The organism is Candidatus Koribacter versatilis Ellin345 (genome assembly GCF_000014005.1).
Taxonomy (GTDB): Bacteria; Acidobacteriota; Terriglobia; order Terriglobales; family Acidobacteriaceae; genus Korobacter; species Korobacter versatilis_A.
In genome coordinates, this window is record NC_008009.1 from 4369621 (window position 1) to 4394779 (window position 25159).

Annotated in this window: 25 protein-coding genes; 15 read left to right on the top strand and 10 right to left on the bottom strand. The window is 54.9% G+C overall.

Annotated features, from left to right (window positions below):
* Positions 1-36: 36 nt before the first annotated feature.
* A complete protein-coding gene (locus ACID345_RS19120) occupies positions 37-1707 on the bottom strand; it encodes a glycerol-3-phosphate dehydrogenase/oxidase (RefSeq protein ID WP_041855887.1) in 1671 nt (556 codons plus the stop codon).
* Between the two features lie 35 nt (positions 1708-1742).
* On the opposite strand from ACID345_RS19120, the gene ACID345_RS19125 reads away from it, so the two are divergent.
* From ACID345_RS19125 to ACID345_RS19155, 7 genes are all read left to right on the top strand, one after another.
* Positions 1743-2027, top strand: a complete 285-nt coding sequence (locus ACID345_RS19125; protein ID WP_011524495.1) for a hypothetical protein — start codon at positions 1743-1745, stop codon at positions 2025-2027.
* Between the two features lie 226 nt (positions 2028-2253).
* Entirely contained in the window at positions 2254-3018 is a 765-nt protein-coding gene (locus ACID345_RS19130) for a hypothetical protein (protein ID WP_011524496.1), read from the top strand.
* Positions 3019-3210: 192 nt separating this feature from the next.
* Positions 3211-3981, top strand: a complete 771-nt coding sequence (locus tag ACID345_RS19135) for an electron transfer flavoprotein subunit beta/FixA family protein (RefSeq protein WP_011524497.1) — start codon at positions 3211-3213, stop codon at positions 3979-3981.
* Positions 3982-4032: 51 nt separating this feature from the next.
* Positions 4033-4308: a hypothetical protein gene (locus ACID345_RS19140; protein ID WP_041855888.1), complete on the top strand. Its 276-nt coding sequence runs from the start codon at positions 4033-4035 to the stop codon at positions 4306-4308.
* 10 nt (positions 4309-4318) lie between these two features.
* The gene (locus ACID345_RS19145) at positions 4319-4525 is read left to right on the top strand and encodes a hypothetical protein (protein WP_041855889.1); all 207 of its coding nucleotides are present in this window, start codon (positions 4319-4321) and stop codon (positions 4523-4525) included.
* A complete protein-coding gene (locus ACID345_RS19150; protein WP_011524499.1) occupies positions 4525-4770 on the top strand; it encodes a hypothetical protein in 246 nt (81 codons plus the stop codon). Before ACID345_RS19145 ends, ACID345_RS19150 begins: the two co-directional genes overlap by 1 nt.
* Positions 4771-4797: 27 nt before the next feature.
* Positions 4798-5781: an electron transfer flavoprotein subunit alpha/FixB family protein gene (locus ACID345_RS19155; protein ID WP_011524500.1), complete on the top strand. Its 984-nt coding sequence runs from the start codon at positions 4798-4800 to the stop codon at positions 5779-5781.
* A gap of 1027 nt (positions 5782-6808) precedes the next feature.
* Here ACID345_RS19155 and ACID345_RS19160 read toward each other — a convergent pair.
* From ACID345_RS19160 to ACID345_RS19190, 7 genes are all read right to left on the bottom strand, one after another.
* On the bottom strand, positions 6809-7372 hold the full coding sequence (locus tag ACID345_RS19160) for a YceI family protein (protein ID WP_011524501.1): 564 nt from the start codon (positions 7370-7372) through the stop codon (positions 6809-6811).
* Between the two features lie 245 nt (positions 7373-7617).
* Positions 7618-8391, bottom strand: a complete 774-nt coding sequence (locus ACID345_RS27545) for a DUF2867 domain-containing protein (protein ID WP_083763795.1) — start codon at positions 8389-8391, stop codon at positions 7618-7620.
* Complete coding sequence (locus ACID345_RS19170) at positions 8294-8545, bottom strand: hypothetical protein (RefSeq protein WP_011524503.1); 252 nt, start codon at positions 8543-8545, stop codon at positions 8294-8296. Before ACID345_RS19170 ends, ACID345_RS27545 begins: the two co-directional genes overlap by 98 nt.
* A gap of 157 nt (positions 8546-8702) precedes the next feature.
* Positions 8703-9458, bottom strand: coding sequence for a ferritin-like domain-containing protein (locus ACID345_RS19175; protein ID WP_011524504.1), 756 nt, complete (start codon positions 9456-9458; stop codon positions 8703-8705).
* An 87-nt stretch (positions 9459-9545) separates the two neighbouring features.
* On the bottom strand, positions 9546-10046 hold the full coding sequence (locus ACID345_RS25830) for a c-type cytochrome (RefSeq protein ID WP_148210179.1): 501 nt from the start codon (positions 10044-10046) through the stop codon (positions 9546-9548).
* Between the two features lie 48 nt (positions 10047-10094).
* Positions 10095-10757: a cytochrome P460 family protein gene (locus ACID345_RS19185; protein ID WP_011524506.1), complete on the bottom strand. Its 663-nt coding sequence runs from the start codon at positions 10755-10757 to the stop codon at positions 10095-10097.
* Positions 10758-10805: 48 nt separating this feature from the next.
* Positions 10806-11387, bottom strand: coding sequence for a cytochrome P460 family protein (locus ACID345_RS19190; RefSeq protein ID WP_011524507.1), 582 nt, complete (start codon positions 11385-11387; stop codon positions 10806-10808).
* A gap of 498 nt (positions 11388-11885) precedes the next feature.
* Between ACID345_RS19190 and ACID345_RS19195 the strand changes: the two genes are divergently transcribed.
* A complete protein-coding gene (locus ACID345_RS19195) occupies positions 11886-12140 on the top strand; it encodes a hypothetical protein (protein WP_148210180.1) in 255 nt (84 codons plus the stop codon).
* A gap of 35 nt (positions 12141-12175) precedes the next feature.
* Here the strand turns inward: ACID345_RS19195 and tal are convergent, their stop codons facing one another.
* Positions 12176-13351 carry a transaldolase gene (gene tal, locus ACID345_RS19200; RefSeq protein WP_228370676.1) on the bottom strand — a complete coding sequence of 392 codons (1176 nt, stop codon included), beginning with the start codon at positions 13349-13351 and terminating at the stop codon, positions 12176-12178.
* A gap of 313 nt (positions 13352-13664) precedes the next feature.
* Between tal and ACID345_RS19205 the strand changes: the two genes are divergently transcribed.
* The 7 genes from ACID345_RS19205 to ACID345_RS25835 all read left to right on the top strand — a co-directional run bounded on the left by ACID345_RS19205 (position 13665) and on the right by ACID345_RS25835 (position 24069).
* A complete protein-coding gene (locus ACID345_RS19205; RefSeq protein WP_083763796.1) occupies positions 13665-14162 on the top strand; it encodes an NAD(P)-binding domain-containing protein in 498 nt (165 codons plus the stop codon).
* Between the two features lie 358 nt (positions 14163-14520).
* A complete protein-coding gene (locus ACID345_RS19210; RefSeq protein ID WP_041855891.1) occupies positions 14521-15114 on the top strand; it encodes a sigma-70 family RNA polymerase sigma factor in 594 nt (197 codons plus the stop codon).
* A 261-nt stretch (positions 15115-15375) separates the two neighbouring features.
* Positions 15376-17289, top strand: coding sequence for a PAS domain S-box protein (locus tag ACID345_RS19215; protein WP_011524511.1), 1914 nt, complete (start codon positions 15376-15378; stop codon positions 17287-17289).
* Positions 17290-17471: 182 nt separating this feature from the next.
* Positions 17472-20027 (top strand): PAS domain S-box protein, encoded by a 2556-nt coding sequence (locus tag ACID345_RS19220; RefSeq protein ID WP_011524512.1) that lies wholly within the window; start codon positions 17472-17474, stop codon positions 20025-20027.
* Positions 20024-20650 (top strand): response regulator transcription factor, encoded by a 627-nt coding sequence (locus tag ACID345_RS19225; RefSeq protein ID WP_011524513.1) that lies wholly within the window; start codon positions 20024-20026, stop codon positions 20648-20650. Before ACID345_RS19220 ends, ACID345_RS19225 begins: the two co-directional genes overlap by 4 nt.
* Positions 20651-20753: 103 nt before the next feature.
* Positions 20754-21524: a response regulator transcription factor gene (locus tag ACID345_RS27250; RefSeq protein WP_011524514.1), complete on the top strand. Its 771-nt coding sequence runs from the start codon at positions 20754-20756 to the stop codon at positions 21522-21524.
* Between the two features lie 325 nt (positions 21525-21849).
* Positions 21850-24069 carry a PAS domain S-box protein gene (locus ACID345_RS25835; protein WP_011524515.1) on the top strand — a complete coding sequence of 740 codons (2220 nt, stop codon included), beginning with the start codon at positions 21850-21852 and terminating at the stop codon, positions 24067-24069.
* A 162-nt stretch (positions 24070-24231) separates the two neighbouring features.
* Here ACID345_RS25835 and ACID345_RS19245 read toward each other — a convergent pair whose 3' ends face one another.
* Positions 24232-25155, bottom strand: coding sequence for a hypothetical protein (locus tag ACID345_RS19245; RefSeq protein WP_041855892.1), 924 nt, complete (start codon positions 25153-25155; stop codon positions 24232-24234).
* Between the last annotated feature and the right edge of the window lie 4 nt (positions 25156-25159).

Here is a 25159-nt window from a genome sequence, read left to right on the forward strand (position 1 = left end):
GTTAACCGCATCGATGCCGCCTGCGGGCGGCATTTCCTATGCGGCCAACTGGTCGCTCAGATCGCGCAAGGGCCCCGGTTTCACGAGAAAGGCAGCGCGCTCCGCTTCCACGCATTCCACTTGGAGATCGTTCTGAGCGGCGCTCCAGTTCATCCATTTTCCGATCCGCTGGGCGGCAGTGCGGGTACATTCCTCAGACCAGCACGATGACAGCGCCACCGGCAGCCTTCGCATAAGAATGTCTGCGAGTGTCAGAGCGCCTTCGTACCGTACAGCGTCAATGGCCTCGGCCACGATGTGGTCGGTGTGCGGGCACAGCGTCGTACGCAGCTCTGCATTGCCGGCCGCGAGACGAGCGATGCATAAAGCGCCTCGCCCATGCCATGCAGCAATGCTTCGCGCAACGCGCTCGGGTATGCGAGAGGAACTAGCGACCGCGTGGGCCCAGTGCTGAAGCGTAGCCTCGATCCCATTTCCACGTCCCGGCAGATACACACATTCGGAATCAGGTCGCGTCCGCAATCCAAGCTGGCGACCACATTCGGCGACCGCGAAGGCCGAGGCCGTGAGAGAGCCACTGATTACGGTGAGGAATTTTCCTGTTCCAGGGTGGTTTAGAACCAGACTGCGATTGCGTTCGCCGGGAGATTCAAGGGCTCCCTCTCCGAAAGCCGCGACAGGCGCCGCGAAGGCAGTGTTCACCCGGATCTCGACACCGGGGAGAATCGAGTTGAGAGAAAGACGAAGATAATCCTGCTCTGCCTCGGAAGGCCCGGCAAACGGCAACGCGTTGCTATTGGGCCGCACGGCGCTCAAAAGCAGCTGGCCGTTCCACGGACTCAGCATCACTTCATTGCCGTCCACACCTTCGAAATGGATGGTGGCTTCCGGCGCGGCGGGAAACCTCTGCAAAGCCAAATGGATCGCGCGAAGTGGTGCAATCGTCCGTGGCGTTTCGATGTGCGAGTCGCTGCAAAACTGTTCGGCGAAGGGCCCGGTGGCATTCACGACCCACTCAGCATTGATCTCCTGTTCCATATCGGTGCAGAGGTCGCGTGTCCTCACACCAACAGCCGTTCCATCCTTGACCACGACCTCGAGAGCGCGGCAGTAATTACGAGCGATGGCGCCGGCGGCCACGGCCTCTCGCAGCCACTCCGCAACTAAGCGCTCCGGGAAGTCGCACGTAGCATCGTCGAACGCGAAAACGGACGCCGCCCTTTGTGGGCCGAGGGCCTGTTTCGCAAGATCGATTTCAGCGTCATTCGGCCTCCATTGCGAGGCGTTTCCGAGTCGGCGACGAAGCCAAAGCCCGAACCGAACCTCGAGTTTGCTGCGTCTGCTCTCAGCCCCGAGCGCAATGATTCCCGTCATTGGCCGCACCAGGTGCGGGCGCTCAACCAGCAAGCGATCGCGCTCACGGAGCGTCTCGCGCGCGATCGCAAAGTCGCCGCGCTCAAGGTCGGAAAAGACGTCACCCACTATACGAGGACCGCGGCAGGTAGCGCCTGACGCGAAATCGTGTTGTTCGAGGAGAAGCGTGGACTTCCCTGCGAGAGCGGTTGTTCGCGCAATTGCCACGCCGACGATTCCGCCGCCGATTACGACCACGTCAAAGCGCTTGGCCGGAATCGGAGCGCGCACGCAGGTACTCACGCCCATACACAACGTGAGATGTGCAAACACCAAAAAGTGCTGGTTCCCCATCCAAAATTCCACAAGTGACACCAGATTGCGCTACCATGATTTACATGGAAGAGCGCGAGTTCTACGACGAGCGGCAAGAGAAACGCACTCACACGCTGAATTGTCCGCACTGCCACCAGTCGGGCGAATACGAAGTCCAGTGGCTCGTGCGCATGAAAAAGAAGTCGTTACCCGGGCGCGCCGACGATCGCGATCGCGCAAAGTTCGCGAAAGCCAAGTCCTATATGGTGCGACGGGACGACCTGCTGGCTTGCAAAAACATGCGTTGCCGCAAGCGTTTTGAGGTGTCGGGCGTGCAGTCGGTGGCCTTTCTCGACTGACGTACCAATGGCCACTCGGCCTCCACGAAATCTCTCAATGCGAGCAGATTTTTCGTAACACTATAGGGGTTACTGCACCCACATTACGCCTCCAAGTAACTCATTTCCCTCCGGTTTGCGTCGCGAGCCTGTCTGGCACGCGGTTTGCACAATTCCTGAGCAGTTGCAGGATGGCTCAGGATTCTCCCCCAACGCTCGGAGCCAGCCAAATTATCGGAGGATGGAAATGAATCGAACTTGGAAAGTATCGCTTTCGTTAGCTTCGGCCCTGGCTTTGGGAACGTTCGCAAATGCACAACTCGGTCTCGGCGGTGGCGCACATGGTGGCGCCGTTGGACAAGTCGGCGGCAGCACGCTCAACACGGCTGGCTCAGTGGGCGGATCCGCGAATGGATCTCTGCGTGGCGCCGGCGGTATGAACGACGACCTCGGATCCACAGCTCGCGGCACGATGAATACCACGGACCATGCGGCGCAGAAGGCCAACAAGAAGGCGAAGCATGCCGCAGCCGAAACCGACGCGAAGGCCGACGCAACCGCAAACACCGCAAAGCAGGAGACAAAAGAAACCGCGCAGCGCGTGGATAACGCCGCGGATCGTACCCAGGCGAAAGCCGGTAGCGATGTCAACGCGGCCGCTCAACAGACTGGCAATGCCGCGAACTCCGCCAGCGCAAATGTGAATTCCGGCGCGAATGCCGCTGCACAGGCCAGCGGATCGGCGGCAACCGGCACAGCCAATGGAGCCAGCGTATCTACGCCGAATGCCAACTTAAATTCGAGCTCGAACAGCAATGCGAGCGCGTCGAAGAGTGGTGCGGCAGTGAACACCAGCGGCAGCGGTGCGGGCGCGATGAATGCGGCCTCCAGCAGCGTGAATACCAATGGTGCCGCGAGCAACAGCACGTCCGTTCAACCCGGATCGGCAAGCACTTCGACGAACGCCGCCGGCTCGGGCAGCGCGACTGTCTCGACTCCGCAACCTAAGTAACGATCGTCCCAAAAACAGACCTGTTAGAAGCAAGGGCAGTGCGCACAGCGCTGCCCTTTCGCTTTCCCGGTTTTGTCCATTCCCAAAAACAATTTATACTGACAAGTTTTCGACATCGGCGCTGTCCGAGTCCTTGTGTTCGCCGGATAATTTCTCAAGTCATCCGTACAACAGAATCGATCGAGGTGTTGGGTGAAAATCCTGGTCTGCATGAAGCAGGTACCGCAGAAAGATGCCCCGCTGAAGCTCAATGAGTCGGGTACCTGGATCCGTGAAGATGTTTCGTACGAAGTCAACGAGCCAGATGCTTACGCGCTCGAAGAGGCACTTCGTCAAAAGGAGAAAAACGGCGGCGAAGTTGTCGTAATCACCTCCGGTCCGGCGCGTGCCCAGCAGGTGCTGCGCGAAGCGCTGGCCAAGGGTGCGGACCGCGCCATTCACCTCGAAGACGACAAATTTGTCGGCCTCGACGCCTACAACACCGCGCGTGCGATCTCCGCAGCAGTCAAGGACGAGAATTTTGACCTTGTCTTTACTGGCCTGCAATCCGACGACTATGGCTACGCGCAGACTGGCGTGATCCTCGCGGAACTTTTGGGCGCGCCCCATGCCACGATCATCATGCACATCGAGAAGAAAGATGCCGGTATTCGTGTGAAACGCGAACTGGAAAGCGGATACTTCCAGTATGTGGACATGCCGCTTCCCGCGGTGCTGACCATCCAGTCGGGCATTAACAAGCTGCGTTATGCGACGCTGATCGGCATCAAGCAGGCGAAGAACAAGCCGCTGAGGAAAGTTTCGTACGCCGAGGTCGAGAGCGCACTCGGCCAGAACCTGCAGAAGATCGAAAAACTTTATATTCCCCAGAAAACGAAACAGACCGAAAAGATCGAAGGATCGCCGGCCGAAATCGCGAAAAAGCTGGTGGACAAGCTGAAGAACGAAATTCGCGTTTTGTAATAAGGAATCTGGGCCGAACCGGAAAGGCATCTCATTCTGTGGAGGTACTCGATGCCGTACTTGGGCTTTGATGTAGCGCATGAAACCAAGTTTCAGGAGAACCGTCAGCTCGGTTCGGACCTGTTGATGATCGGTTGGGTATTGCTGGGCATGTGCGGAATTGGCGGAATCTTCGTATTCCAGGACATCCGCGAAGGCACCAGCATGTGGCTTATTTGGAATGGAGTCTTCGGATTCCTCGGTTTGGCGCTCGTAGCGATTGGCACGTTTTTCAGACACCGTGTCCCCCCCGCTAGCAAAAACATACCGTCAAACCGAGCGATGTAAGGAGGCCGCGATGGCGGACCCGAGTCGTCAGGAATTGGGCGGTACGTTGATGGTGTTGGGCTGGTTGATGCTGCTGTTTTCGCTGGCATGGATCTTCTTCCATCCGGCAGCGAACGCGATTGGGCGAAGCGTGATTGACGTCGTCGCGATTTGCCTCGTCGCGGGCGGCATTGGTTGCAATGTTGTCGGGTATCGGATCCGAAGGGCAACGAACTGATGGCGGAGACGCGATGGGAAGCAGGCACGGATACAAAGGTGCCGCTCGTGTTCCGCCCTCGGCTCCTTCGTTCGCTCGGATGGACGTTGCTGCTCCTCGCGCTGGTGATGCTGAGTTTTCACGTGTTGTGGATGTGGAACCGGCTCGGTCGAGGCGCGTGGCTCGTAGCGATCGGACTTGGAATGGATGCGCTGGTCGGACTCGGATTGATCTGGGCCGGCAATCGTGCGAAGCGAAATCAATAGCACTGAATGGAAGGCAACTGAGGGCTTATGGCTGACACGATCCTGGTAGTGGTAGAGCAGAGGCAGGGTAAGTTGAACCCGGTTTCGTACGAAACGCTGGCAGGAGCACAGCAGCTTGCGGCAGAAACCGGCTGGGCTCTGGAAGCCGCAGTGGTAGGCGAAAACGCGGCAGCCATTGCTCCAGACATCGCGACGAAAAAAGTCGCAAAGGTCTACGCAATCGAAGGCGAGAAACTCAAAGCCTATACGCCCGACGGCTTCGCCAGCGCGCTGAAAGCCTTCATCCAGTCCAAGCAGCCCAAGCTCGTCCTGATGCCGCATACCTACCAGGTCCGCGACTTCGCGCCGAAGCTCGCGACCGCAATGAACAGCACCCTCATCAGCGACGCCACCGGTTATCGCAAAGATGGAGATCGCGTTCTGTTCACCCGCCAGATGTTCCAGGGTAAGTTTGCCGCCGATGTCGCCTTCACCGGTCCTGGCCCGCACTTCGCAACGTTTCAGGCCGGTGCGTTCCGCGCCGACAAGATCGAGTCCGGAGCCGCTGCGCCGATCGAAAATGTTTCGGCGGAAGTTGCTGACGTTCGCAACAAACCCGAGGAAGTCTTCAAAGAAGCGAAGCAGGCAGTCGATCTCACGCAGGCCGACATCATCGTCAGCGTTGGCCGCGGCATCAAGGAACAGAAAAACATCGAACTCGCCAAGCAGTTAGCCGACGCCCTCGGCGGCGAAATCGCAGCGTCCCGCCCCATCTGCGACGCTGGCTGGCTCCCCATGGACCGCCAGATCGGAAGCTCCGGCCAGACCGTCGCCCCGAAGCTCTACCTCGCACTCGGCATCAGCGGTGCCATTCAGCACCTCGTCGGCATGAAGGGCTCGCGCTCCATCATCGCCATCAACAAAGATAGCGAAGCCCCAATCTTCGAGATCGCGGACGTCGCGGTCGTCGGCAATCTGTTCGATATCGTCCCGCCGCTGATTGAGGAAGTGAAAAAGGCGAAAGGCGTTTAGTACTCATACGCCGCGCGGCCAGCCCACAATGCTGCTCACCCCTCTCTGGCTCTCTCTTGTCATCCAGAGGAGCGCAGCGACGAAGGATCTGCTGTTCGTTCGCCTAAAATACGAAACCCGCGATTTACGCGGGTTTTTAACTGGCGGAGGAAGCAGTCTCATGCGAACTGCTCTCCCTGCTTTCAGGGAAATTAACAGGGAAACTCGCGGTTTCCTCGACCATAAATGCTAGCTAAACCCGCACCAGAGAGCCTTCAAGGGAGAATTTGGAGCAATCCTATCGCAATCGGAACAGGGAAAATTGCAACCGGAACAGGGAGAAAGTTCGCGCCCCAATCTCAGACCATCTGCGGCAATGCTCAGTTCATGGGTTTTGATTTTTGGGATCTTTCGAGGGCACCTAAAGGGTCGAGAACCTGGTCCCGAACCAGGGAACGGGCATTCTTGAAATTGATTGAATTTTCGTGTTTCTAACCAATTGGTATCGAACCGTTTGCCGGCAGTATATCGGGCTCCGATGAAATTCGTTGATCCGTGAGGAAATTTCTGTGGCGGAATTGCCTACATCCGACAGCTCGTAAACTCTTCGCAGCCGCCGCTTCATAGCGGTATGGCGATTTCTCGCCAGTTGTCGAGACTACTGTCCGTTCTCGCAAGTCGAACGAGACATCCACGATTCTTTCTTCAGTTGTCGCCAACGTTATTCGCAAACGCGGTGACAGTCCTTCAGCGCCGGTGCGTTGAGTTTGAAGAATCGTTCCGCCAACCCTTATGTCGACTCTTCTTGCTCAGAGCAGCCGAAGAGCAGACCAAAGCCCACTGAGTGACTCGCTTTGCGGACAGCAGCCAACCCGATAACGAATGCCAAAGCACTTTTCCAATCGTCTCCATACAGAATCATGTACCTGCGAAACCGCGTTGGTCTTCGCTCCCCATTTCCAGTGCGAACCGCAATTCACCAAAGAGTGCAACATCAAGCCGTGAGATCACGCGGCTTTTGCCGACGAGAAGTCGGCGAGCACTCGCCCTATGAAGACGCCAAGATCAACTCGATGTCGAGAGCAATGGTGACCTCTTCACCCACAAGCACTCCGCCTGTGTCCAACGCCGCATTCCAGTTCAGCCCAAAGTCTTTGCGATTGATCCTGGTGGCTCCCGAGATCCCGATGCGAGTGTTCCCTGATAAATCTCGTACGGGATCCGTCGGTCCTGTAATCATCAGAACGACCGGCAGCGATATCGCTCGAATCGTCAGATCCCCAAAAACGTTGAGCACTCCCGATCCAGCGCGCTCAATACGTTCGGAATGAAATGTCAGATGTGGAAACTCCTCCACACCAAAGAAGTCTGAGCTTTTCAGGTGAGCATCGCGCTGGGCGTCGCGGGTATCGAGGGATGCTGCCTCGATCGTGACGTTCACTTGCGACTGGGTCACATCCACGTTATCGAGAATGACCACTCCTGAAACCCCGGTGAATTGACCGCGAACGGTCGAGATCATCATGTGCCGGACTTTGAATTCAATTACGGAGTGAATCGGATCAATGTTCCAGGTGGTGGTGGGTGTCGAGGTTCGGGCTACTGTACTCATAACTCTCCTGCTCTCTCACGAATTTTGTCTTCCAAGGTTCAGGTGGTTGTCTGCTCGTCGGTTGGTGTTCATCCAAATCTCGAATCCTGAATGCGCAGTTTTCTGTTGCAATAGGGCTGCCAAAAAACAGACAACGTGCTTGTTCACTGAAAAGGAATCCGTATCGTGGAGTTTGATATCTGAACGAGATCAATCTATACGTGGCTTGTCGACCGAGCGACACCGAGGCGTCGGCTCGACACCCATCAGACAGCGGTATCGTTTCTCTTCATGCGCGTGTCAGCGGCAATCCATGCGCGACGGACGCGGCGAAGCATTACTGGATACAGGACGCGACGAAATGGTTCGATCGCGATGAGATACGGTCGTGTAAGCCAGGACGCGCGGCGCACGTAGACCCCCCAATACAAAATGTACCCGTTCGGGCTTCTCACCAAGGCGGTGCAGATGAAACCGTGGACGGTCTTGTTGCGTGTTTCGCGAAGCGCTTCTTCTGGAAATTGGTACAAGACGATCCAAAAGGGCCCATCCTGAGTACCAGGCGTTATTTCGGAGGCGCATCGGTCGCTTTGCGACAAGCGTCCCAGAAATGAATCCTCGGGTCGGATCGGCTCTCGATCCCAACCGAATAAACGCCCCAACAAATAGCGAAGGCCGTAAAGGAACGTCGCGATATGGCTCGGAGGGGTCGATGATTCGAGCATACGAATGTCCGCAATGGTCCGCCTCCGGTCACTCCCAGGAAGATCGATGGATGACACGTCATATAGCGGAACATCACGAAGAATCTCGTGCGCACGAAGATCCAAGCTCCGATATTCGGCTGCGGACGCACGCATCGTGAATATTGACCACCAGTTCTTCACGCCGCCTCCCAAACCAGCGTTTTTTGATGAATTCCGACAGGGCCAATCGCGAAGATCACGCCTTGTATCCGTCGCTCTGCCACTGCATGAACAATCCGAGTTGGGCCGCTGTCCAATACGGCCCACCCGGAGGCATGGTGGGAGGCTCGCCATCGTGCGGCGAGAGCGTCGCAAACACTCTGTTTGCGTTGTCCGGATTCGACATGTAAGCGTAATCGTCGAGTTCCACGCCGAACGGTTTCATGTGTGCAATGTCAATGGCGCGAAACAACGGTTTGATATCCGCCGAGAAGGAAACTTGCGGCATATGTTCTCCTTTTGCTTTCACCAACCAGCTTCGGTCGGGAACCGCCGATGGGAGTTGTGCGCGCAGGCCGGATTCTGGGAGTGAAGAGAATACCGGCCAACGCGCGGGTGTTGACTGCGATTCTGGCGTTCGTTGAACGCCACTGGTGAATGATCTGCTAAGCGGCAACCTTCTCCGCTGCCGCTGCTTGGGTGCTTGAGACGATGGTGCCGTTGAGACCAGTCGGGAAGAAGCCGCCCTGTTTGGCTCCCGCTTTCCCTCCGAACGCAAGATAGAGCACCTCGCCAGCTGTCCTGCTCGCGATCAACCCATCGCTCAATTTGATTGAGAGAACCTGTCTTGCGTCGCCGCTTGGCGGAGGCGCCAGGTCTACACCATCCATCGCTGTTGTCTCTATCTTCAAACGTGCAATGTGCGTCCGTATCGCCGCAGCATGTTCCGCCTCCGCGCCTAGAAGGCCGGCCGCCGCCGTAATGATGCCGGGCGTCCTGAGCATACCGGCGGCTCCAGAGTATGCGGTCACGCCGATGTCCTCGAGAATGCGGGCCGCTCGGAGAAAATCGCTTTGGTTCGCGAAGCCGAAACCAAGCGCACTTAGGTCAATGTTGGGCATCGCAACCGCCGATGAGCCGAGCGCGCCCCGAAGCAACACTACATGGGCGCGTTCATCGGCGGCGATTTGCGCTGCGATATCGTGAAGGATGGATTCTTCCTTGGAGAAGCTGACCTTGGCGCCTCCCTTTGTGGTGCCACCGTTTGCTGGATTGTCGCCGTTCGCGCCGCCTCTCGCCCCAACGCCAAAGGTCGTAATCGACTTACCGGTGGTTGCGTACGTATAAAACTCTGCCTCAAGGTATTCCAAGTTAAGAGCAAAGTTCAAAATATCTACTTCCTCAATTTTGTTTTCAGGCATTCAGATTCTCCAATTTCAGGTTATTCGTTTTAAAGTGGCCGATTTTATGTCACGGGGCTCCGTTCACCCCGCGTACCCACGTCTTCTCTATTTCGTTTCATCACCTTCTTTCGACTGAGCCGGCAGAGTCCGGACATAGTTCACAACATCCCAAATATGATCTGGGCTTTCCACGTCACGGAAACCCGGCATTCCGGTGTAGCGGATTCCATTCTGGATGATCCAAAACAACTCCTGGTCTGAGTAGCTCTGCACTTGCTTGCTTGTGAGGTCGGTTGCGCGTGGGTACATTAGCTGTCCCGGTGGTTGTTGTGAGCGGCCGTCCGCGGCGTGACATACGTCGCAATCGAGTCCGTACTGCGTACTACCGCTTACAACGCTCGCTTTCGTATCCATGGGGCGTGGCGGAATTCCCTGCCGGCTGGAGCGGTAAACGAAATAACGTTTGGACAAATTAGCCAACCGCGTTTCTACCGGCCCCGGTTCGGGCAGCGCCGCCAAGTCAAACCGCATCAGCGCTATCACGGTCAACATCACCACGAGCACAACGACCATCCAGGCCACTCGTGATCGCGTGTTCAATTTCACTTGTCCCTTCAGTGGGCGCCTCAGCGATGGAAGCACAACTCTTCGCACTTACTTTGGATCCTTATCCAGAAGCAATGGGTAGAACTGAATCCAAGTCATGTCTGTGTCCGCGACATTGGCGAGGTGGCACCCCGCACACTCAGTCGCAGGCCTTTCCGCGGAGGTCTTGTTATATGGCAACGGATGATGCCCAAATGTGAAGAAGCCCCAGCCGTTCGTCTTTGCGAACCGCTTACTGTCTTTGACAGACATGTCGATGCCGTTGAAGGCGCCGTTGAAGTATCCACGTCCGGAAGGTTCCTTCCGAGAACCATCTGGGAACTTTGGGTCAAGAACCCGGGTGAGTTCCTTTACAATGACCGTTCCTTCCGGAAATTCGCCTGTTTTCAGATATGCATCGACATTTTTCTGTTCGATATAGACATGGTGATACTCGGGGAAGTTCGATTTGGTACAACCGCCGGGCTCGTCGCAGTTGAACTTGCCATTATTGAGGGCCTCGGGAGTCAGGGGAGCGCCGACAAAGACCCACCTGCGGTAAACGTGGGGATCTGGTACATTCACGGTGCCATCAGCGTTAAAGACCACGCTCGACTGCTTACTACTGGCGTTCTTAGCCTGGGCAGCAACCGGTTTCGCGGGCACCATGAAAGCGCCTGCGATGAACAGCCCAACTGTGAAGATGTATATCCACAACAAATACTTCTGCATTTCAAATCTCCTTGTGACGGGCTCTCCACTTCTCTGAAGCGTTCCTGTTTACTTGGATTTGAGGACTGGGTAGCCCTTTACATACAGCCAGTCGGTTGACTGCGCTGGGACATGGCAGCCCAGGCAATTTTTTTTGTAGCTGGTTGCGACTTGCTTATCGGGCGCGTCGGCTTTGAAGAGTGCCCAGCCCCAGCCATCACCCCACAGCGGGTTGTTCGGGAAGCGATGCTTGGAGTCCTTGATCATCACGAACCAGACGATGGTGTTCGTTGCCCAATGCGCGTCCCCGGTCGTAAATTGGGCGTGATCGGTTGCGAATGTCTCTTTAACGAGTACAGTTCCATCGGCGAACTTGCCGTTTTTTCGGTAATACTGAGCCGCACCCGGAGATGCGTACGTGACGTGCATTTCAGTGTCACCATTAGGTCCGGTCGGAGTATAGGTTCCGAGAAACTGATAGGTATCTCGAACATCCGTCGGTTTGCGAATATTCCCCGCCTTATCGACGAGATCGAAGCCGTTAAACGCATCCTTACTTTGCGAATGCTGAGAGGCACTTTGCGAATGCAGAGGGGCGAGAGGTGTCAAGATCACAAGAGCGATCATGATCTGTGGTAGGCGGCGAGTCATATTCTTCCTCCTGGTTTAATGCTCGTACTGCAATTGCGGCTTCGGCTGAAGCGAGTCTCTCCGAGCCGGTTGCTTCGATCGCTGAAGAATGCACGAACATTGCCACACGCAGTTTCGAACTGAACTCAGAGCGAACAAGAGGGTAGAGTCAGTTGAAGCAGGTCACACGTGCATATTGTCAGGTGCCCGAGGAATACAACCGCAGCCAACGTAACGTCAGTTCGTGACGCTATGTTGACGGACACGTCATGCCCTACTGAGGAACTTCGTAGCGCAACCCTGGAATCGCCTCGACTCAATCGGCTGAACCTGGGCGCGAGCGCGCCTTGAGCGTTTGCCCCATCTCAGATCGGAGATTGAAGAGAGTCCGCCTGCAGCGGGCGACGGTCACTCCCATCCATTCTCGGTCGACGAAGGTGGCCTTCGTCGTGCAGGTCTCTCTTGTCGCGTGCCGCAAGAAAATCACGGCGCACAAGGCTTGCGCGAGGGATAAAAAAGATGACGAAGCGTGATCGAAAAAGACACATGGAAACGGGGCCTGACTCCGCTGGACAAGGCGGAGCTACGCAACAGATTTCGGATACCCCAATTGCGGACTTCGAAAGTGTGGAGGAGTTGGCAGAGGAGGGCAATGCGTTCGAAGCCAACGTCATCTACGGAGTCGAAAATGCGAGTGATCCGAGTGTGTCAGAGGTAATCACTCATGAGGTTCCTGAAGACGATGTACCGGGCGAATATCTGGACCCCGACTAGCAACGAGTGTAAGCCAGGGAGGTCCTCGCCCTCAGCTAGCGCGCCTTCTGTAATTCGCTGGATTTCGACGAAATGACGTCCATCAGATTCTTCCATGACTTTACAAACGACTTCGCGCCATCGCCTTGAAGCTGAGTGGCCAATCGATCGACATTCACGCCACTCTCGGCAAAATGTTTGAGTGTCACTTCGGCAGAGCCAGCATCTGTAGCGAGAGTGGTATCGATTTCTCCATGATCAGCAAAAGCCTTCAGGGTTTTCTCGGGCATGGTATTTACCGTGAAGGGAGCTGCCAGGGCTTTGACATACAGGATGTCGGATGCGGCAGGGTCTTTTGCGCCAGTGCTGGCCCAAAGCAGGCGTTGGGCTCGACCTCCGAAATTGTACAAACGACGCGAGCGCTCGGAACTTACGAGATAGTGATAGGCAGAGTAGATTCCCTTCGCAATCGCAATGCCCATCTGACTACGAAAATCAGGGACCATATCCATAACAGCGACATCCCACCGGCTGATGAAAACCGATGCCACGGAGGGAACGTACGGATTCAGGCCGGTGTCAATCCGCCGTTCTACCCCCCGCAGGTATGCTTCGGCTGCGCTTAGATACTGTTCCGTTGAAAACAAGAGAGTCACGTTCACGGGAACACCGGCAAAAATCGCCTCCTCGATCGCGAGTACGCCTTCTTTGGTTCCGGGGATTTTGATGAAGACGTTCGGTCGACCTGCGCGCAAAAACAAGTCCTTGGCCGCCTTTACAGTAGCCGCGGCGTCATGGGCCAGCAGAGGTGAGACTTCGAGCGAGACCCACCCGTCAATTCCGTTCGTCTGATCGTGGGTTGGCCGGAACAAGTCGGCAGCCTTGGTGATGTCCTCGAGCACTAGGTCGAAGAGAATGGCCTCAACTTCTTTTCCACTGCCCAGATTTTCGCAGATTGACCCGTCATAGGCGGTACTGTTTCTGATGGCATGCTCGAAGATTGTGGGGTTCGACGTGAGGCCGGTCACGGAGAACTCGTGGATGTAAGCTCCAAGCGTCCCACTCGTCAAAAGATCCCGCGTGATGTTATCGAGCCAAAGGCTCTGGCCTAAATCATGAAGTTGTTGTGTTGGTTTCATATCTTCTAGTATTCGCATTTGAGCGACCAATACCGTGGCATAGCACTTTTGCGAAATCTTTTTTGCTTCAGTCCCGTTCAGCTGGGTAATCAACAACTCGCGCGGTTAAGTGTCAAGCGGACGTCTCAGTGTTGTTATGTTGACATGACCAATTGAGCCACTCTTGCCGTCGTACCTCGGACTGCGATGAAGGCGCAGCTCTTCGCCCAATCTGACATTCGCCCATGTGTTGGTAAGTCTCGTGCTGGCTTCGTCTAGCGGGAAAACGATGTGCGGCGGCATCGAGTATGTCTTGTATTCAAGCCAACACGAACATTCATTGAACTTGTCTGGCGAACAGAGACGTCCGTCAGCAACGAATGAAGCGGCACAAGACAAGCGCCTTCCTATATTGGAGAGATCACTCATGCAAATCGCTATGATCGGACTTGGAAGAATGGGTTCAAATATGGTGCGCAGGTTGCTTAGAGCAGGCCACGAATGCGTGGTGTTCGATCGATCTCGGCAGCCCATCGACGAGCTTACCCGTGAGAACGCCATACCTGCGGCAAGTCTTGGAGATGTTGTGGAAAAGCTGAAACCTCCGCGGGCGGTTTGGTTGATGGTCCCAGCCGGTGCTGTGGACGGCACGGCTGTCGAACTTCTGGATTTTCTGGAGCCCGGAGACACCCTCATCGACGGCGGTAACTCGTATTATGTTGACGACATAAGACGAGCAAGAGAGCTCGCTTTGCGAGGAATCCACTATGTGGATGAAGGGGTGCCAGCCCCCGTGCTTTCGACGGCGTTGTATGAGCGTTTCAGTTCGCGGGGAGAAGCGGATTACCAGGACAGATTGGTATCCGCGATGCGTTACCAGTTCGGAGGACACGTCGAACTGCCGGGATCCAAGCACGCGGCATGACGGCCTTGCGGAGCTCTTGTCATTACGGGTGAACTGGTCGCCAAGTACGCTGCCCCTCTATCTTGAAACCCCCACTGACCTTTTTCACGATGCCGACACCCGTGTCATAAGAACGTCAGAAAACGCAGGGTACATCTCTGTTACCTTTTCGCGGCGTGCGAACATTCCTAGGTAGCGACGTCCTGAAGGACGGGGATGCCTTTATGGATATCCTTCATCCGCCTCTCCCATCGCGTTTTCACTCACCTCGAACCCGCAATTCTCTCGTCCTCTGATGCGCAAGCGTCCGGTCAAGGCGTGAACGCTCATGGCCAACGAGTGGCACACGACGTGCGTTCGACTGATGAGGAGCTTAGCAATGGGGACAAATGTTACGCATCTTGATCGTGCACCGGAACCCTCATCAGGCAGTCATCAGAGCGCAGTCGAAGAATTGACCAACATTTTTGTCGACCGCTGGCGGTCATTGTATCGGATAGCGAGGCGGCAGCTTGAAAACCGAGCGGACGCTGAGGACGCAGTTCAGGATGCCTTTTTGTCTGCATATACCCATCTGGATCAGTTCAAGAGACAAGCTCAAATGTCCACTTGGGTGACGACAATTCTAATCAATTCAGCTCGGATGAAATTGCGTGGGCGTCCGCGACAGGTGCATGTCTCTTTCAACGATCAACCGCAAGATAACGATTGCGAGCCATTTTACAAAGCGCTTCGCGATCGTCGGCCCAGCCCTGAAGAGGTGACTCAACAAAATGAACTGACGGAGCAGGCGGGGCTATTCTCTGAACGGCTTTCACCTTCTTTGCGTGCGACTTTCCAGCTACGCGACATCTATGGAGAGAGCGTTCGCGATACGGCGGCAATTTTGGGAGTTCACAGAAGGGGCGGTCAAAACGCGGCTCGCCAGGGCTCGCTCCGCGCTCAAGGGACCGATGCAACGCATCCTCAATAGAAAAGGGAAAACGAGTCTAGAATTGGTCCGAGAATGACACCGGGCAATATCGCGGAATTTCACGTCATCACACGCCATCAGAGCTGACACGCTTCTCGCTGCAACTTTCCGGCACGAGTTCGGCAACCTCATATCGATAAAGATCATCATCAAGTTCCGACGTGTCGGGCCCGAAAGCCTGAAGCGGGCATTCATAATCTTAGACGACTGAACTCAGAACGAGCGTGGGTCCGTTCGACGCACGAGAAGGCTGCTGCCCACATGGGCTCACCTGATCTTTCCAGCAAAATTGATGCGTTTCCCGAGCCGACGCTTTTAATCGACCGCACCGGAACGGTTGTCGCTTCTAATCGGAGTGCGTCGCAGTTGCTGCGGTTATCATCGGCGAGAATCATCGGGAAACCCCTTCGTAAGCTCGTTCGTGAGGATCCCGAGAAGCTGGCGGGATACATTCGCGGCTGGCTGCGCAATTCCAAACAGGCCTCGGACAAGCGGACCACGCTGACGGTCCTTCCCAGGGATGGGCGAGAGATTGTTTGCAGAGCTGTAGGAGCATTATTGCCGGCTCGCGTGGATCAACCCCGCCTGCTTTGCCTTAGGTTTCTAGCTCTTACAATGACCGCGACAGAGCAACGCGAACCGCATCTCCTTTCCGCGTGTAAAAAGCAAGCGCAACCGCAAGCCGATCAAAGATGGCGAACTGCCTTCGAGAACGCGGCGATCGGAATCGTCATGGCGGACTTTAATGGTCGCTATTTCTCTAGCAATGCTGCGTTCCGCAGAATGTTGGGCTATACCGAGGCCGATCTCTACCGATTAACCTTCGATGAAGTCACGTTCGAGGGTGACCGTGAAGCTAATCTGTTGTTGGTCCGCGAGCTCGTAGGCGGCAAACGACGACACTTCGAACTCGAGAAGCGCTACCGCCGCAAAGACGGCACTTTGCTTTGGGTACGGCAACACGTTGCACTAGTTCCAGGAATGCAAGGTGTTGCGCCATTTTGGCTAGGTGTTGTCGAGGACATTACCGACGGCAAGCGCGTTGAACATGAGCTCAGCGTGCAGCGACAGAAATTTCTTGAGAGCGAGGCGCGGCTGCAGGCGTTTTTTGAAAATAGCCCCAACCCGATTTTCATTAAAGATCGAGAGGGCCGATATCTCCACGTTAATAGAGAATTCAAACGAGTTCTCTGCTCCGCGCAAAAACGAGTCCTAGGAAAGAGAGACGACGAACTGTTCTCAGCCGAACAGGCCGCTGCTTTTCAGGCCAATGACCGGCAGGTGCTCGAAGCTGGCGTTCCGATGGAATTTGAGGAGACCGCTTTCGAAGAAGATGGGCAGCACACCAGCATCGTCCAGAAGTTTCCGCTATTGAATGCGGAGGGAGAGATTTACGGCATTGGCGGCATTGTTACCGATATCACTGAGCGTAAGAAATCGGAATCCGCGCTTCGATTCAGTGAGGAGTCGTATCGCGTTGTGGTCGAAACGGCCAACGATGCCGTTATCAGCACAGACGAAACCGGCACGATCCGTTTTGCCAATTCCACTACTTCGAGAGTCTTTGGATATGACTCAACTGAGCTGATCGGGAAGCCCTGGACTGTGCTGATGACAGAACACCTGCGCCAGGTACATGAGGCCGGATTCAGACGCTACTTGGAAACTGGCGTGCGGCATATGAACTGGCAAGGTACCGAGCTGGTTGGACTGCACAAGAATGGGAGAGAGTTCCCGGTAGAGATTTCAATCGGAGAGCTTGCCCGGAGTGGCCGGCGGATGTTCACCGGCTTTATCAGAGATATCAGTGAAAGAAAGCAGGCAGAAGAAATCCGAACCACTGCATTTGAATTCCTCACGAAGCCATTCAGCGATCAGGATCTGCTGGAGGCGATTCGCATCGCACTGGAGCGACATCGCCATAAGCAGGGACACGAGCAAGAGCTGGCGAAGCTTCGACGGCGCTTCGGGTTCTTGAGCTTCCGGGAGCGGGAAGTAACCTCTATGGTTGTTTCGGGCATGGCCAACAAACAGATCTCCGTTAAACTCGGGATATCGGAAAACACCGTTAAGGTTCACAGGAGTCGAGCAATGAAGAAGATGCAGGCCCGGTCTCTTCCTGAGCTCGTCAGAATGATGGAACAGCTGAAAGACTTTTTTGAAAAGCCAGCGTAAACGAAAGCCGTATCCGGAGTACATCTTTCGTCCAATAGAACTTCTCTTCCTTCGGGCGATAACATGATGTGGCTCTCTTGATTGTGTGCTGCTGGATCCGTCTTATTGCCGCCCGCGCTAGACATTCGAGTCCAGAGAGTCTTCGAACGTGCTAAGGCGCAGGACTCTTCCGTGAGGTGAGAATGGTCGAGCAAACCACGTTACAAAATGGGGTTTCACTTGAGGCTTCGATATCGGAGGGCGGGGCTTCGTTGGAGTCGATCCTATGTACCGAGGATCTGCAAAGCCGTCCGTCGCGTCCGCCCGACTGTGAAAAGGAAAACCGGGCGCTGGTGAAACTGATCAGCGCCTTGGCTGACTCGCCGAGTACCATCTTTCAGACACTAGCTGAGACGATCCAGGACATTACCCAGTGTGATTCCGCAGGCCTGAGCCTGCTAACGAAGGACGGCAAATCGCCGCATGTTGAGGGCCAAAGGTTCTATTGGCCAGCCATTTGCGGAATGTGGGGTACCCACGTTGGAGGAGGGACCCCCCGTAATTTCGGCCCTTGCGGAGACGTGCTCGATCAAAATCGTACCTTGTTATTCACCCATTTCGAGCGGCGTTATCCATATTTGATGCCAGTCATTCCAGCTGCCGAAGAATGCTTGCTGGTTCCGTTTTATGTTGACGGCAAAGCGGTGGGAACTATATGGGGCATCATGCACAGCGACCGGCGCAAGTTCGACGCCGAAGATAACCGAGTCATGGCATCTCTGGGAAAATTTGCTTCCTCAGCTTATCGAGCATGGACGCATATAGAAGAACTAAAAATCGAAGTGGCCGAGCGCGAGAAGGCGGAAGCCGAAGTGCGTCAACTGGCGAGTGGGTTGGAAGCTAGGATCCACCGCCTAGTTGGGGCCAACGTTGTGGGCATTGTTATGTGGAATCTCGAAGGTGCAATCACGGGGGCCAATGAAGCATTTCTCCAGATGGTGCACTACGACCAAGACGATATCGCCTCCGATCGAGTGCGATGGAAAGATCTCACGCCAGTCGAATGGCGCAACCGGGACGAACAGGCAATAGCTGAACTCAAGGTATCCAGTATCTTCAGACCCTACGAGAAAGAGTTTCTCCGGAGAGACCGCACCAGAGTTCCGGTGCTGCTCGGCGGCACACTCTTTGAACACGGCGGAAACGATGGTGTCGCTTTCGTTCTCGATTTGACCGAGCAAAAGCGAACTGAGGAGGCCTTGCGGCGCAGTGAGGCTGACTTGGCGGAAGGGCAGAAACTCAGTCGTACCGGAACTTGGCGTTGGAACATCCGCACCGGAGAAGTCACTTGGTCGCGGGAGTTCTTTGCAATCCTTGGTTTTGACCCCGGAAAAGACAAAGCGTCGTATGAGCTGCATCTCGAGCGTATCCATCCGGAAGATCGATCCAAGATTGAGGAGGGTCGGTGGGCGGCTATTAAAGAGAGACGACATTTTGAATCTGAGTACCGGCTCCTAATCCCCGGAGGCTTGATCAAATGCTTGCACTGCGTTGGTCATTGTTTGGTAGATCAATCTGGCGATGTTGAGTATATCGGCGCAGTAATGGATATAACTGAGCGCAAGGCAGCCGAGGAGGAACGCGAACGATTACGCCAGGCACATCGCGTTATCGTTCAAACAGCCACTGACGCCATGGTTAGCGCGGACGAAAGCGGCGTGATTCAGTTTGCCAACCCCGCGGCCATGAAAGTCTTTGGTTATGATCCCAAGGAGTTGATTGGGAAGCCGTTGACCATATTAATGCCGGAATACCTGCGAAAAGCTCACGAGAACGGTTACGGACGCTATCTGGCCACTGGGCAGCGGCATCTCAACTGGGAAGGTACCCAGCTTACCGGGCTGCGCAAAAATGGTCAGGAGTTTCCGGTCGAAGTCTCGTTCGGAGAACTAACCATAAATGGTCAGCGGGTATTCACTGGTTTTATCCGCGATACCACTGAAAGAAAACAGGCAGAGGAGACACGCGAAAGATTACGTCGAGTACAGGCGGACCTTGAGCACTTGACCCGAGTTAGCACCATGGGCGAGCTGACCGCCTCGCTCGCCCACGAGGTCAATCAGCCCTTAACCGCCATCACGAATAATGGCAGCGCCTGCCTGAGACTGCTCGCGAATCAGAATCTTAATCCCGAGGTTCTCCGGCAGGCTCTCGAAGAAATTGTTGCCGATGGCAGGCGTGCCAGCGCTGTAATAGCTCGGATCCGCGGATTCATCAAGAAAGCACCGGCCGAGAAGACCGAACTGGACGTAAACGAAGTGATTCGTGAGGTTCTGGCTCTAGTTTGCCATCAACTTCACAAAAATCACGTCTCGGTCGAGTATCAAACGGCAAACGCTTTGCCGTTTGTATGGGCGGATCGCATTCAGCTACAGCAGGTCTTGTTGAACTTGATCATGAATAGCATCGAAGCTATGACCGGAGCCGCTAATCAATCTAGAGTACTCGGTGTGGAATCCCGGATCGACGAATCTGGCAGCATTTTGGTTGCAGTACGTGACTCGGGCACCGGCCTCAATTCCGAAACAGATCGCGTCTTCACTCCTTTCTTCACCACAAAGGCAAATGGCCTGGGGCTGGGTTTACCGATCAGCCGGTCACTCATCGAAGTGAATGGTGGTCGGCTATGGGCCACTTCCAACTCTCCTTGTGGTGCCGTGTTTTCGTTCACCCTCCCCGCAGCCGGGAGTTCTTCATGAGTGCCGATCCGGTGGTCTTTGTTGTAGATGATGATGCCTCGGTGCGTTCCTCACTCAAGTTCCTGTTAAGTACGGTAGGTCTGCAGACTGAAGCCTTCGACTCCGCCGACGGCTTTCTCCATAAAACACGTGTGGATGTTCCCTGCTGTCTTGTGCTGGACGTCAGGCTACCGGGATTGAGTGGTCTCGACTTTCAGCGTGAGCTTGCGACGCGAAACATTTGTATACCCATAGTTTTTCTCACTGGCCACGGCGACATTCCCATGAGCGTTCGTGCTATGAAGGCGGGAGCGGTCGAATTCCTTACGAAACCCTTTCGGGATCAGGACCTTCTCGATGCTGTTCGCGTCGCACTCGATCGGGATCGCGCGAGACGCGAACAAGAGAAGGAAATAACCGATATTCGTGGGCGGTTCGACTCTCTTACTTCTCGGGAGCAGGAAGTGGTTTTGATGGTCGTTGCGGGAATGCTCAACAAACAAATAGCTGCGGAACTCGGGACTGCCGAAAGCACGGTAAAAGTTCAGCGCAGCCGGGCGATGGAGAAGATGCAAGCTGAATCTCTAGCCGACTTGATCAAGATGATTCACAAAGTCCAACCGCCCTCGCAAAAAGCCTCGTAAACCAAAGCTTACGCGCATGCTCCCTTATGAGGAATTCAAAATACTCCTGTCGAATAGATTTCTCCTCGGGCTACGACTAAGCTGGCTCCCATAGGGTTCAAGAGTGACAAATCATCTAATCTCCGTCGTTGACGATGACGATTCCACGCGTAGAAGCACCACGCTGCTGATCGAGTCTTTCGGCTTCCAAGCAGCAGGCTTCGAATCTGCCGAAAGTCTCCTGACGTCTGATCAGCTGGGCGAGACATTGTGTCTCATCGTTGATGTGCGAATGCCGGGGATGAATGGGCTCCAACTCCAACGCCATCTCGCGGCCGCAGGATATAAAATCCCGATAGTTTTTATCACCGCTTACGATGATGGAGAATCCCGTCGACGAGCGATGCAAGCCGGAGCCGTCGCATTCTTACCAAAGCCATTTACGGATGAACTCTTACTTCAGGCTCTTCGTTCAGCTTTACTAGAACAGTTGAAAGTAAAAGCGAATCTGATATCCGTCGTTGACGATGATGAGTCCATCCGCAGAACTATGACACTGCTCATTCAGTCGTTTGGCTTTCAAGCAGCGGTTTTCGATTCTGCCGAAAATCTCCTGAAGTCTGGCCAACTTCACGAGACATCATGCCTCATCGTTGATGTGCAAATGCCTGGCATGAATGGCTTACAACTGCAAGGCCATCTTGCCTCGTCAGGCTACAAGATTCCTATTATTTTCATCACTGCTTACGACAACAAAGAATCGCGTTGTCAGGCAATGCAGGCCGGTGCCATCGCATTTTTAAGCAAGCCGTTTGACGACGAAGTCTTGCTTGAAACAATTCGCGCGACTTTGCTGGATCCAAAAGCACTGCTCAAGCAACCTGACCGGGAATGAATCGTGACCTTCCCTGTTGCCACCGCCTAAACTACGAGCGATTCTGATCAATCAAATTGCTGCGCAACTCACCCCAGCGGAGAGCAATCTAGTTTTTGGTGCCCCAGGGGTGCAATAAGAGAGCGTCGGGAAACGGTCGCTTGCCCAATCGGTGAGCACGATCCCACGCCCCAACCCAATCGGGCGGAAGTAACAAGCGTTGTGTGAGAATAGGGGCAGGTGCGGACCTCACTTAATCCCAAAGCTTACGCGCCTCGTCGTTTTGGGACGTTCGAAATACGAATGCCCAATAGATTTTTTCCCCTCCCGAAGCTAATTTGATTTTATGAAGCTGAATGGGGTCCAAACACCTTGTCTTGCCCATGGAAGACGCAACGGCACCTCGGTCGAACAGCTCGATCTCGATGCGGTAACCAAAGTTTCACAGGCGCTGTCCGGCGAGATGGTACTGGACGAGCTGATCGACACGCTCATGCGGACGGCAATCGAGGAAGGGGGTGCTGAGCGAGGTCTTTTGTTATTTCTACGAGGTGATGAGCTGCGTGTAGAAGCGGAAGGGACGATCAGAGGGGACAAGGTCATCGTGCACCGGGAAGAAGCGGCCGTGGGCACGTGGCCTGAATCGATCGTCCACTATGTCGTGCGCACTCAGGAGTGTGTGATTCTTGACGATGCCGCATTGAAAAGTATTTTTTCTAAGGATAAATACATCGCTCAACGTCGCGCGCAGTCTATTCTCTGTCTGCCCTTGATCCATCATGCAAAGCTCATTGGCATACTTTACCTTGAAAACAATCTCGCTCCCTATGTCTTCAAATGGACCCGGACAGCCGTCCTGAAACTGCTTGCCTCCCAAGCCGCAATATCCGTTGAAAACGCGCTTCGTTACGCGGATCTCAGAGAACGCGAGGCAACGATTCGGCGGCTAGTCGAGCAGGAACGCAGCGAGGAGCACTATCGTATAGTCGTCGAAACATCAAGTGATGCCGTGATAACCGCGGACGAGAGGGGCTTAGTCATGTTCACTAATCCCGCTACCAAGCGGATCTTTGGTTATGATTCCGTCGAATTGATCGGGAAACCCCTGAGCACGCTCATGCCGGAATCCATGCGAGAACTTCACGAGGCGGGGTTCAAGCGTTACTTGGCGACCGGCGACCGCCATATCAACTGGCAAGGAACTGAACTGATCGGCATGCGTAAGAATGGCGAAGAGTTCCCTTTGGAGATTTCTTTCGGAGAGCAGATCAGGAACGGGCAAAGAGTATTTGTCGGTTCAGTTCGCGACATAAGTGAAAAGAAAAGGGCCGAGGAGGCCTTCAGGCATCTCGTAGTAGGCACAGCGACGACCACGGGCAACGACTTCTTTCAGAGTCTGGTGCAGCACATGGCGCAAGCGTTGCGCGCCCGTTGTGCGTTTGTTTCAACTTGTGATGACGGGAAACATGCCCGCACGCTGGCCTTCTGGAACGGCGATGGATTTGGGCGGAACTTCGAGTTTGAAATCGCTGATACGCCGTGCGAAAAGGTCCTTCACGGCGAAGTTGCCCATTATCGACAGGGACTTCGGGGCCTGTTCCCCCGCGATAAGATCCTGTCGGATTTGAAAGCGGAAAGCTATCTCGGCCTCCCCATGCTCGACCGCAGCAATCGCGTGATCGGCCACATAGCAATCCTGGATGACAAGCCCATAGATGCCGACGCGCGCGCCATCGACTTGCTTAAGATTTTTGCTTCCCGCGCCGCTGCCGAATTGAAGCGACAGAAGGCTGAGGACGAGCTGCAGGCGGCACTGCAGGAGAGCGAGAGCATGCGAGAAGAACTTGCCCAGCTTGCACATCTGAACCGAGTTAGCACCATGGGAGAGCTTGCAGCCTCGTTGGCCCACGAAATAAAACAGCCGATTTCAGCCGCGATGACAGATGCCAGGACCTGTTCACGCTGGTTGAATCAGGATTACCCGGACCTGCCGGAGGCGCAAGCTGCGGCTTCAAGAGTCATCAAAGACGTAGCCCGTGCATCCGAAATCATCAGCCGGGTCAGGTCGCTGTTTAGGAAGGACTCCCCGCACCGCGAGGAAGTTGATATGAATGAAGTCATTCAAGAGATGATCGCTTTGCTGCGGGGAGAGGCGGCTCAACATTCGATCGCGATTCACAGCGAGATTGCGCCCGATCTGCCTCCGATCATGGCGGACCGCCTTCAGTTGCAACAGGTGTTAATGAATCTCATGCTCAATGGGATCGAGGCCATGAAGAACATGAACACCCCAAGTAGACTTACAGTCAGGTCACAGTACGACCACAACGGTCAGGTTTTGGTTTCCGTCATGGATTCCGGAATTGGAATTCCACCGGAAAAGATGGAGCAGATCTTCAACGCATTCTTCACTTCCAAACCTCAAGGCACCGGCATGGGGCTGCCGATCAGCCGGTCGATCATAGAATCCCACCGTGGCCGCTTGTGGGCCGTCTCTAACTCGGAATCAGGTGTGACATTTCATTTCACCTTACCTGCCCAAGGTGATGCCAGCCGGGCTGCGTAGGCGGACCATTGCGAAACTTTGGAGTTTGCCATTCGTGGGGCGGACTGCTGGCGTCGAGTGAACCTGAACTGTCGCAGCAATTCCGGGATGACAGGCACAACCGGCAGACTCTCGAACCGAGCTGACTGGGTGCACGCGCAATCTTTTTCATTCAACGAGTCCCTAGTGCTCAACATCGTGGTGATGATGTTTCCCGAAGGGGGTCCAACCGAAAGCAGGCACGGCTTCGTTGAGAAATAGATCAATAAGGACGACAGTGCCTATCCTCCGACTCGGCAGATAACCACGGAGCGGAACATCCGGCGCCGCGCTGATCTGGAAGTACCTTCCGACATAAGCAAAACCTGGCCGCAGAAAGGTCGAACTCGAACCCGTGGTGCCGGCGACCGGAGTCGAGCCGTTGAATTCGACGAATGGGTATGAGTTCCCGAGGACCGCTCTCAATGAGCGACCCAGCGGCGCATCATGCTTTACGTCAAATCGTGTGTCAGCGTTTCGGGTGGAGCTGTTCAGGTACGGTACGCTGTACTCCAATACCATGTCGTACGTCGCCTGTCGCTCGTGTTCGCCTCTGACTGCCGCTTCGTAACCAAGATCTCCCTGCAACCCCAAGGGACGCAGCCAAGCCCATTTTAGGTCTCCGAATCCTTTCGCAAATACGAGCGCTGGGTGCAACTTGGTGCGATGTTCTGCCACACTTTGGGATCCGGTCGGAACGGTCAAGAATAGGGCAGGTGTTAGAACAAGCTCATGCTCCGCACTACGATAGACTGCGAATTTAGTTCCGACCTCCAAATCTCCGAACCCGCCAATCATCGACCTTGCAACGCGACGATGGACGCGCGATTGTTCGATCACGACTGACCACCGGTTCGGGTAAAGAGTCTTCTCGAAGGCAGCGGTGTAACTACGTAAACTCCCATCCGGCATCGCGAGGAACTCGGCCCGCGGGAAGATCAATTCATCCTTGATATTCGCATCCTCTGTGAACAGCGGTTCGATGAACTTTCTTTGTCCGACATTACCGTGCGCCCAAAGATCCAAAGCGATGCAGGGGAGCAAGGCTGCGATGAAGAGGAACTGCATTGAT

Excerpts from the sequence above, each read along its gene's own strand:
- ACID345_RS19120 (WP_041855887.1), bottom strand. The coding sequence starts at position 1,707 with ATGGGGAACCAGCACTTTTTGGTGTTTGCACATCTCACGTTGTGTATG.
- ACID345_RS19125 (WP_011524495.1), top strand. The coding sequence starts at position 1,743 with ATGATTTACATGGAAGAGCGCGAGTTCTACGACGAGCGGCAAGAGAAA.
- ACID345_RS19130 (WP_011524496.1), top strand. The coding sequence starts at position 2,254 with ATGAATCGAACTTGGAAAGTATCGCTTTCGTTAGCTTCGGCCCTGGCT.
- ACID345_RS19140 (WP_041855888.1), top strand. The coding sequence starts at position 4,033 with ATGCCGTACTTGGGCTTTGATGTAGCGCATGAAACCAAGTTTCAGGAG.
- ACID345_RS19145 (WP_041855889.1), top strand. The coding sequence starts at position 4,319 with ATGGCGGACCCGAGTCGTCAGGAATTGGGCGGTACGTTGATGGTGTTG.
- ACID345_RS19150 (WP_011524499.1), top strand. The coding sequence starts at position 4,525 with ATGGCGGAGACGCGATGGGAAGCAGGCACGGATACAAAGGTGCCGCTC.
- ACID345_RS19155 (WP_011524500.1), top strand. The coding sequence starts at position 4,798 with ATGGCTGACACGATCCTGGTAGTGGTAGAGCAGAGGCAGGGTAAGTTG.
- ACID345_RS19160 (WP_011524501.1), bottom strand. The coding sequence starts at position 7,372 with ATGAGTACAGTAGCCCGAACCTCGACACCCACCACCACCTGGAACATT.
- ACID345_RS27545 (WP_083763795.1), bottom strand. The coding sequence starts at position 8,391 with ATGGCGAGCCTCCCACCATGCCTCCGGGTGGGCCGTATTGGACAGCGG.
- ACID345_RS19170 (WP_011524503.1), bottom strand. The coding sequence starts at position 8,545 with ATGCCGCAAGTTTCCTTCTCGGCGGATATCAAACCGTTGTTTCGCGCC.
- ACID345_RS19175 (WP_011524504.1), bottom strand. The coding sequence starts at position 9,458 with ATGCCTGAAAACAAAATTGAGGAAGTAGATATTTTGAACTTTGCTCTT.
- ACID345_RS19185 (WP_011524506.1), bottom strand. The coding sequence starts at position 10,757 with ATGCAGAAGTATTTGTTGTGGATATACATCTTCACAGTTGGGCTGTTC.
- ACID345_RS19190 (WP_011524507.1), bottom strand. The coding sequence starts at position 11,387 with ATGACTCGCCGCCTACCACAGATCATGATCGCTCTTGTGATCTTGACA.
- ACID345_RS19195 (WP_148210180.1), top strand. The coding sequence starts at position 11,886 with ATGACGAAGCGTGATCGAAAAAGACACATGGAAACGGGGCCTGACTCC.
- ACID345_RS19205 (WP_083763796.1), top strand. The coding sequence starts at position 13,665 with ATGCAAATCGCTATGATCGGACTTGGAAGAATGGGTTCAAATATGGTG.
- ACID345_RS19210 (WP_041855891.1), top strand. The coding sequence starts at position 14,521 with ATGGGGACAAATGTTACGCATCTTGATCGTGCACCGGAACCCTCATCA.
- ACID345_RS19215 (WP_011524511.1), top strand. The coding sequence starts at position 15,376 with ATGGGCTCACCTGATCTTTCCAGCAAAATTGATGCGTTTCCCGAGCCG.
- ACID345_RS19220 (WP_011524512.1), top strand. The coding sequence starts at position 17,472 with ATGGTCGAGCAAACCACGTTACAAAATGGGGTTTCACTTGAGGCTTCG.
- ACID345_RS19225 (WP_011524513.1), top strand. The coding sequence starts at position 20,024 with ATGAGTGCCGATCCGGTGGTCTTTGTTGTAGATGATGATGCCTCGGTG.
- ACID345_RS25835 (WP_011524515.1), top strand. The coding sequence starts at position 21,850 with ATGAAGCTGAATGGGGTCCAAACACCTTGTCTTGCCCATGGAAGACGC.
- ACID345_RS19245 (WP_041855892.1), bottom strand. The coding sequence starts at position 25,155 with ATGCAGTTCCTCTTCATCGCAGCCTTGCTCCCCTGCATCGCTTTGGAT.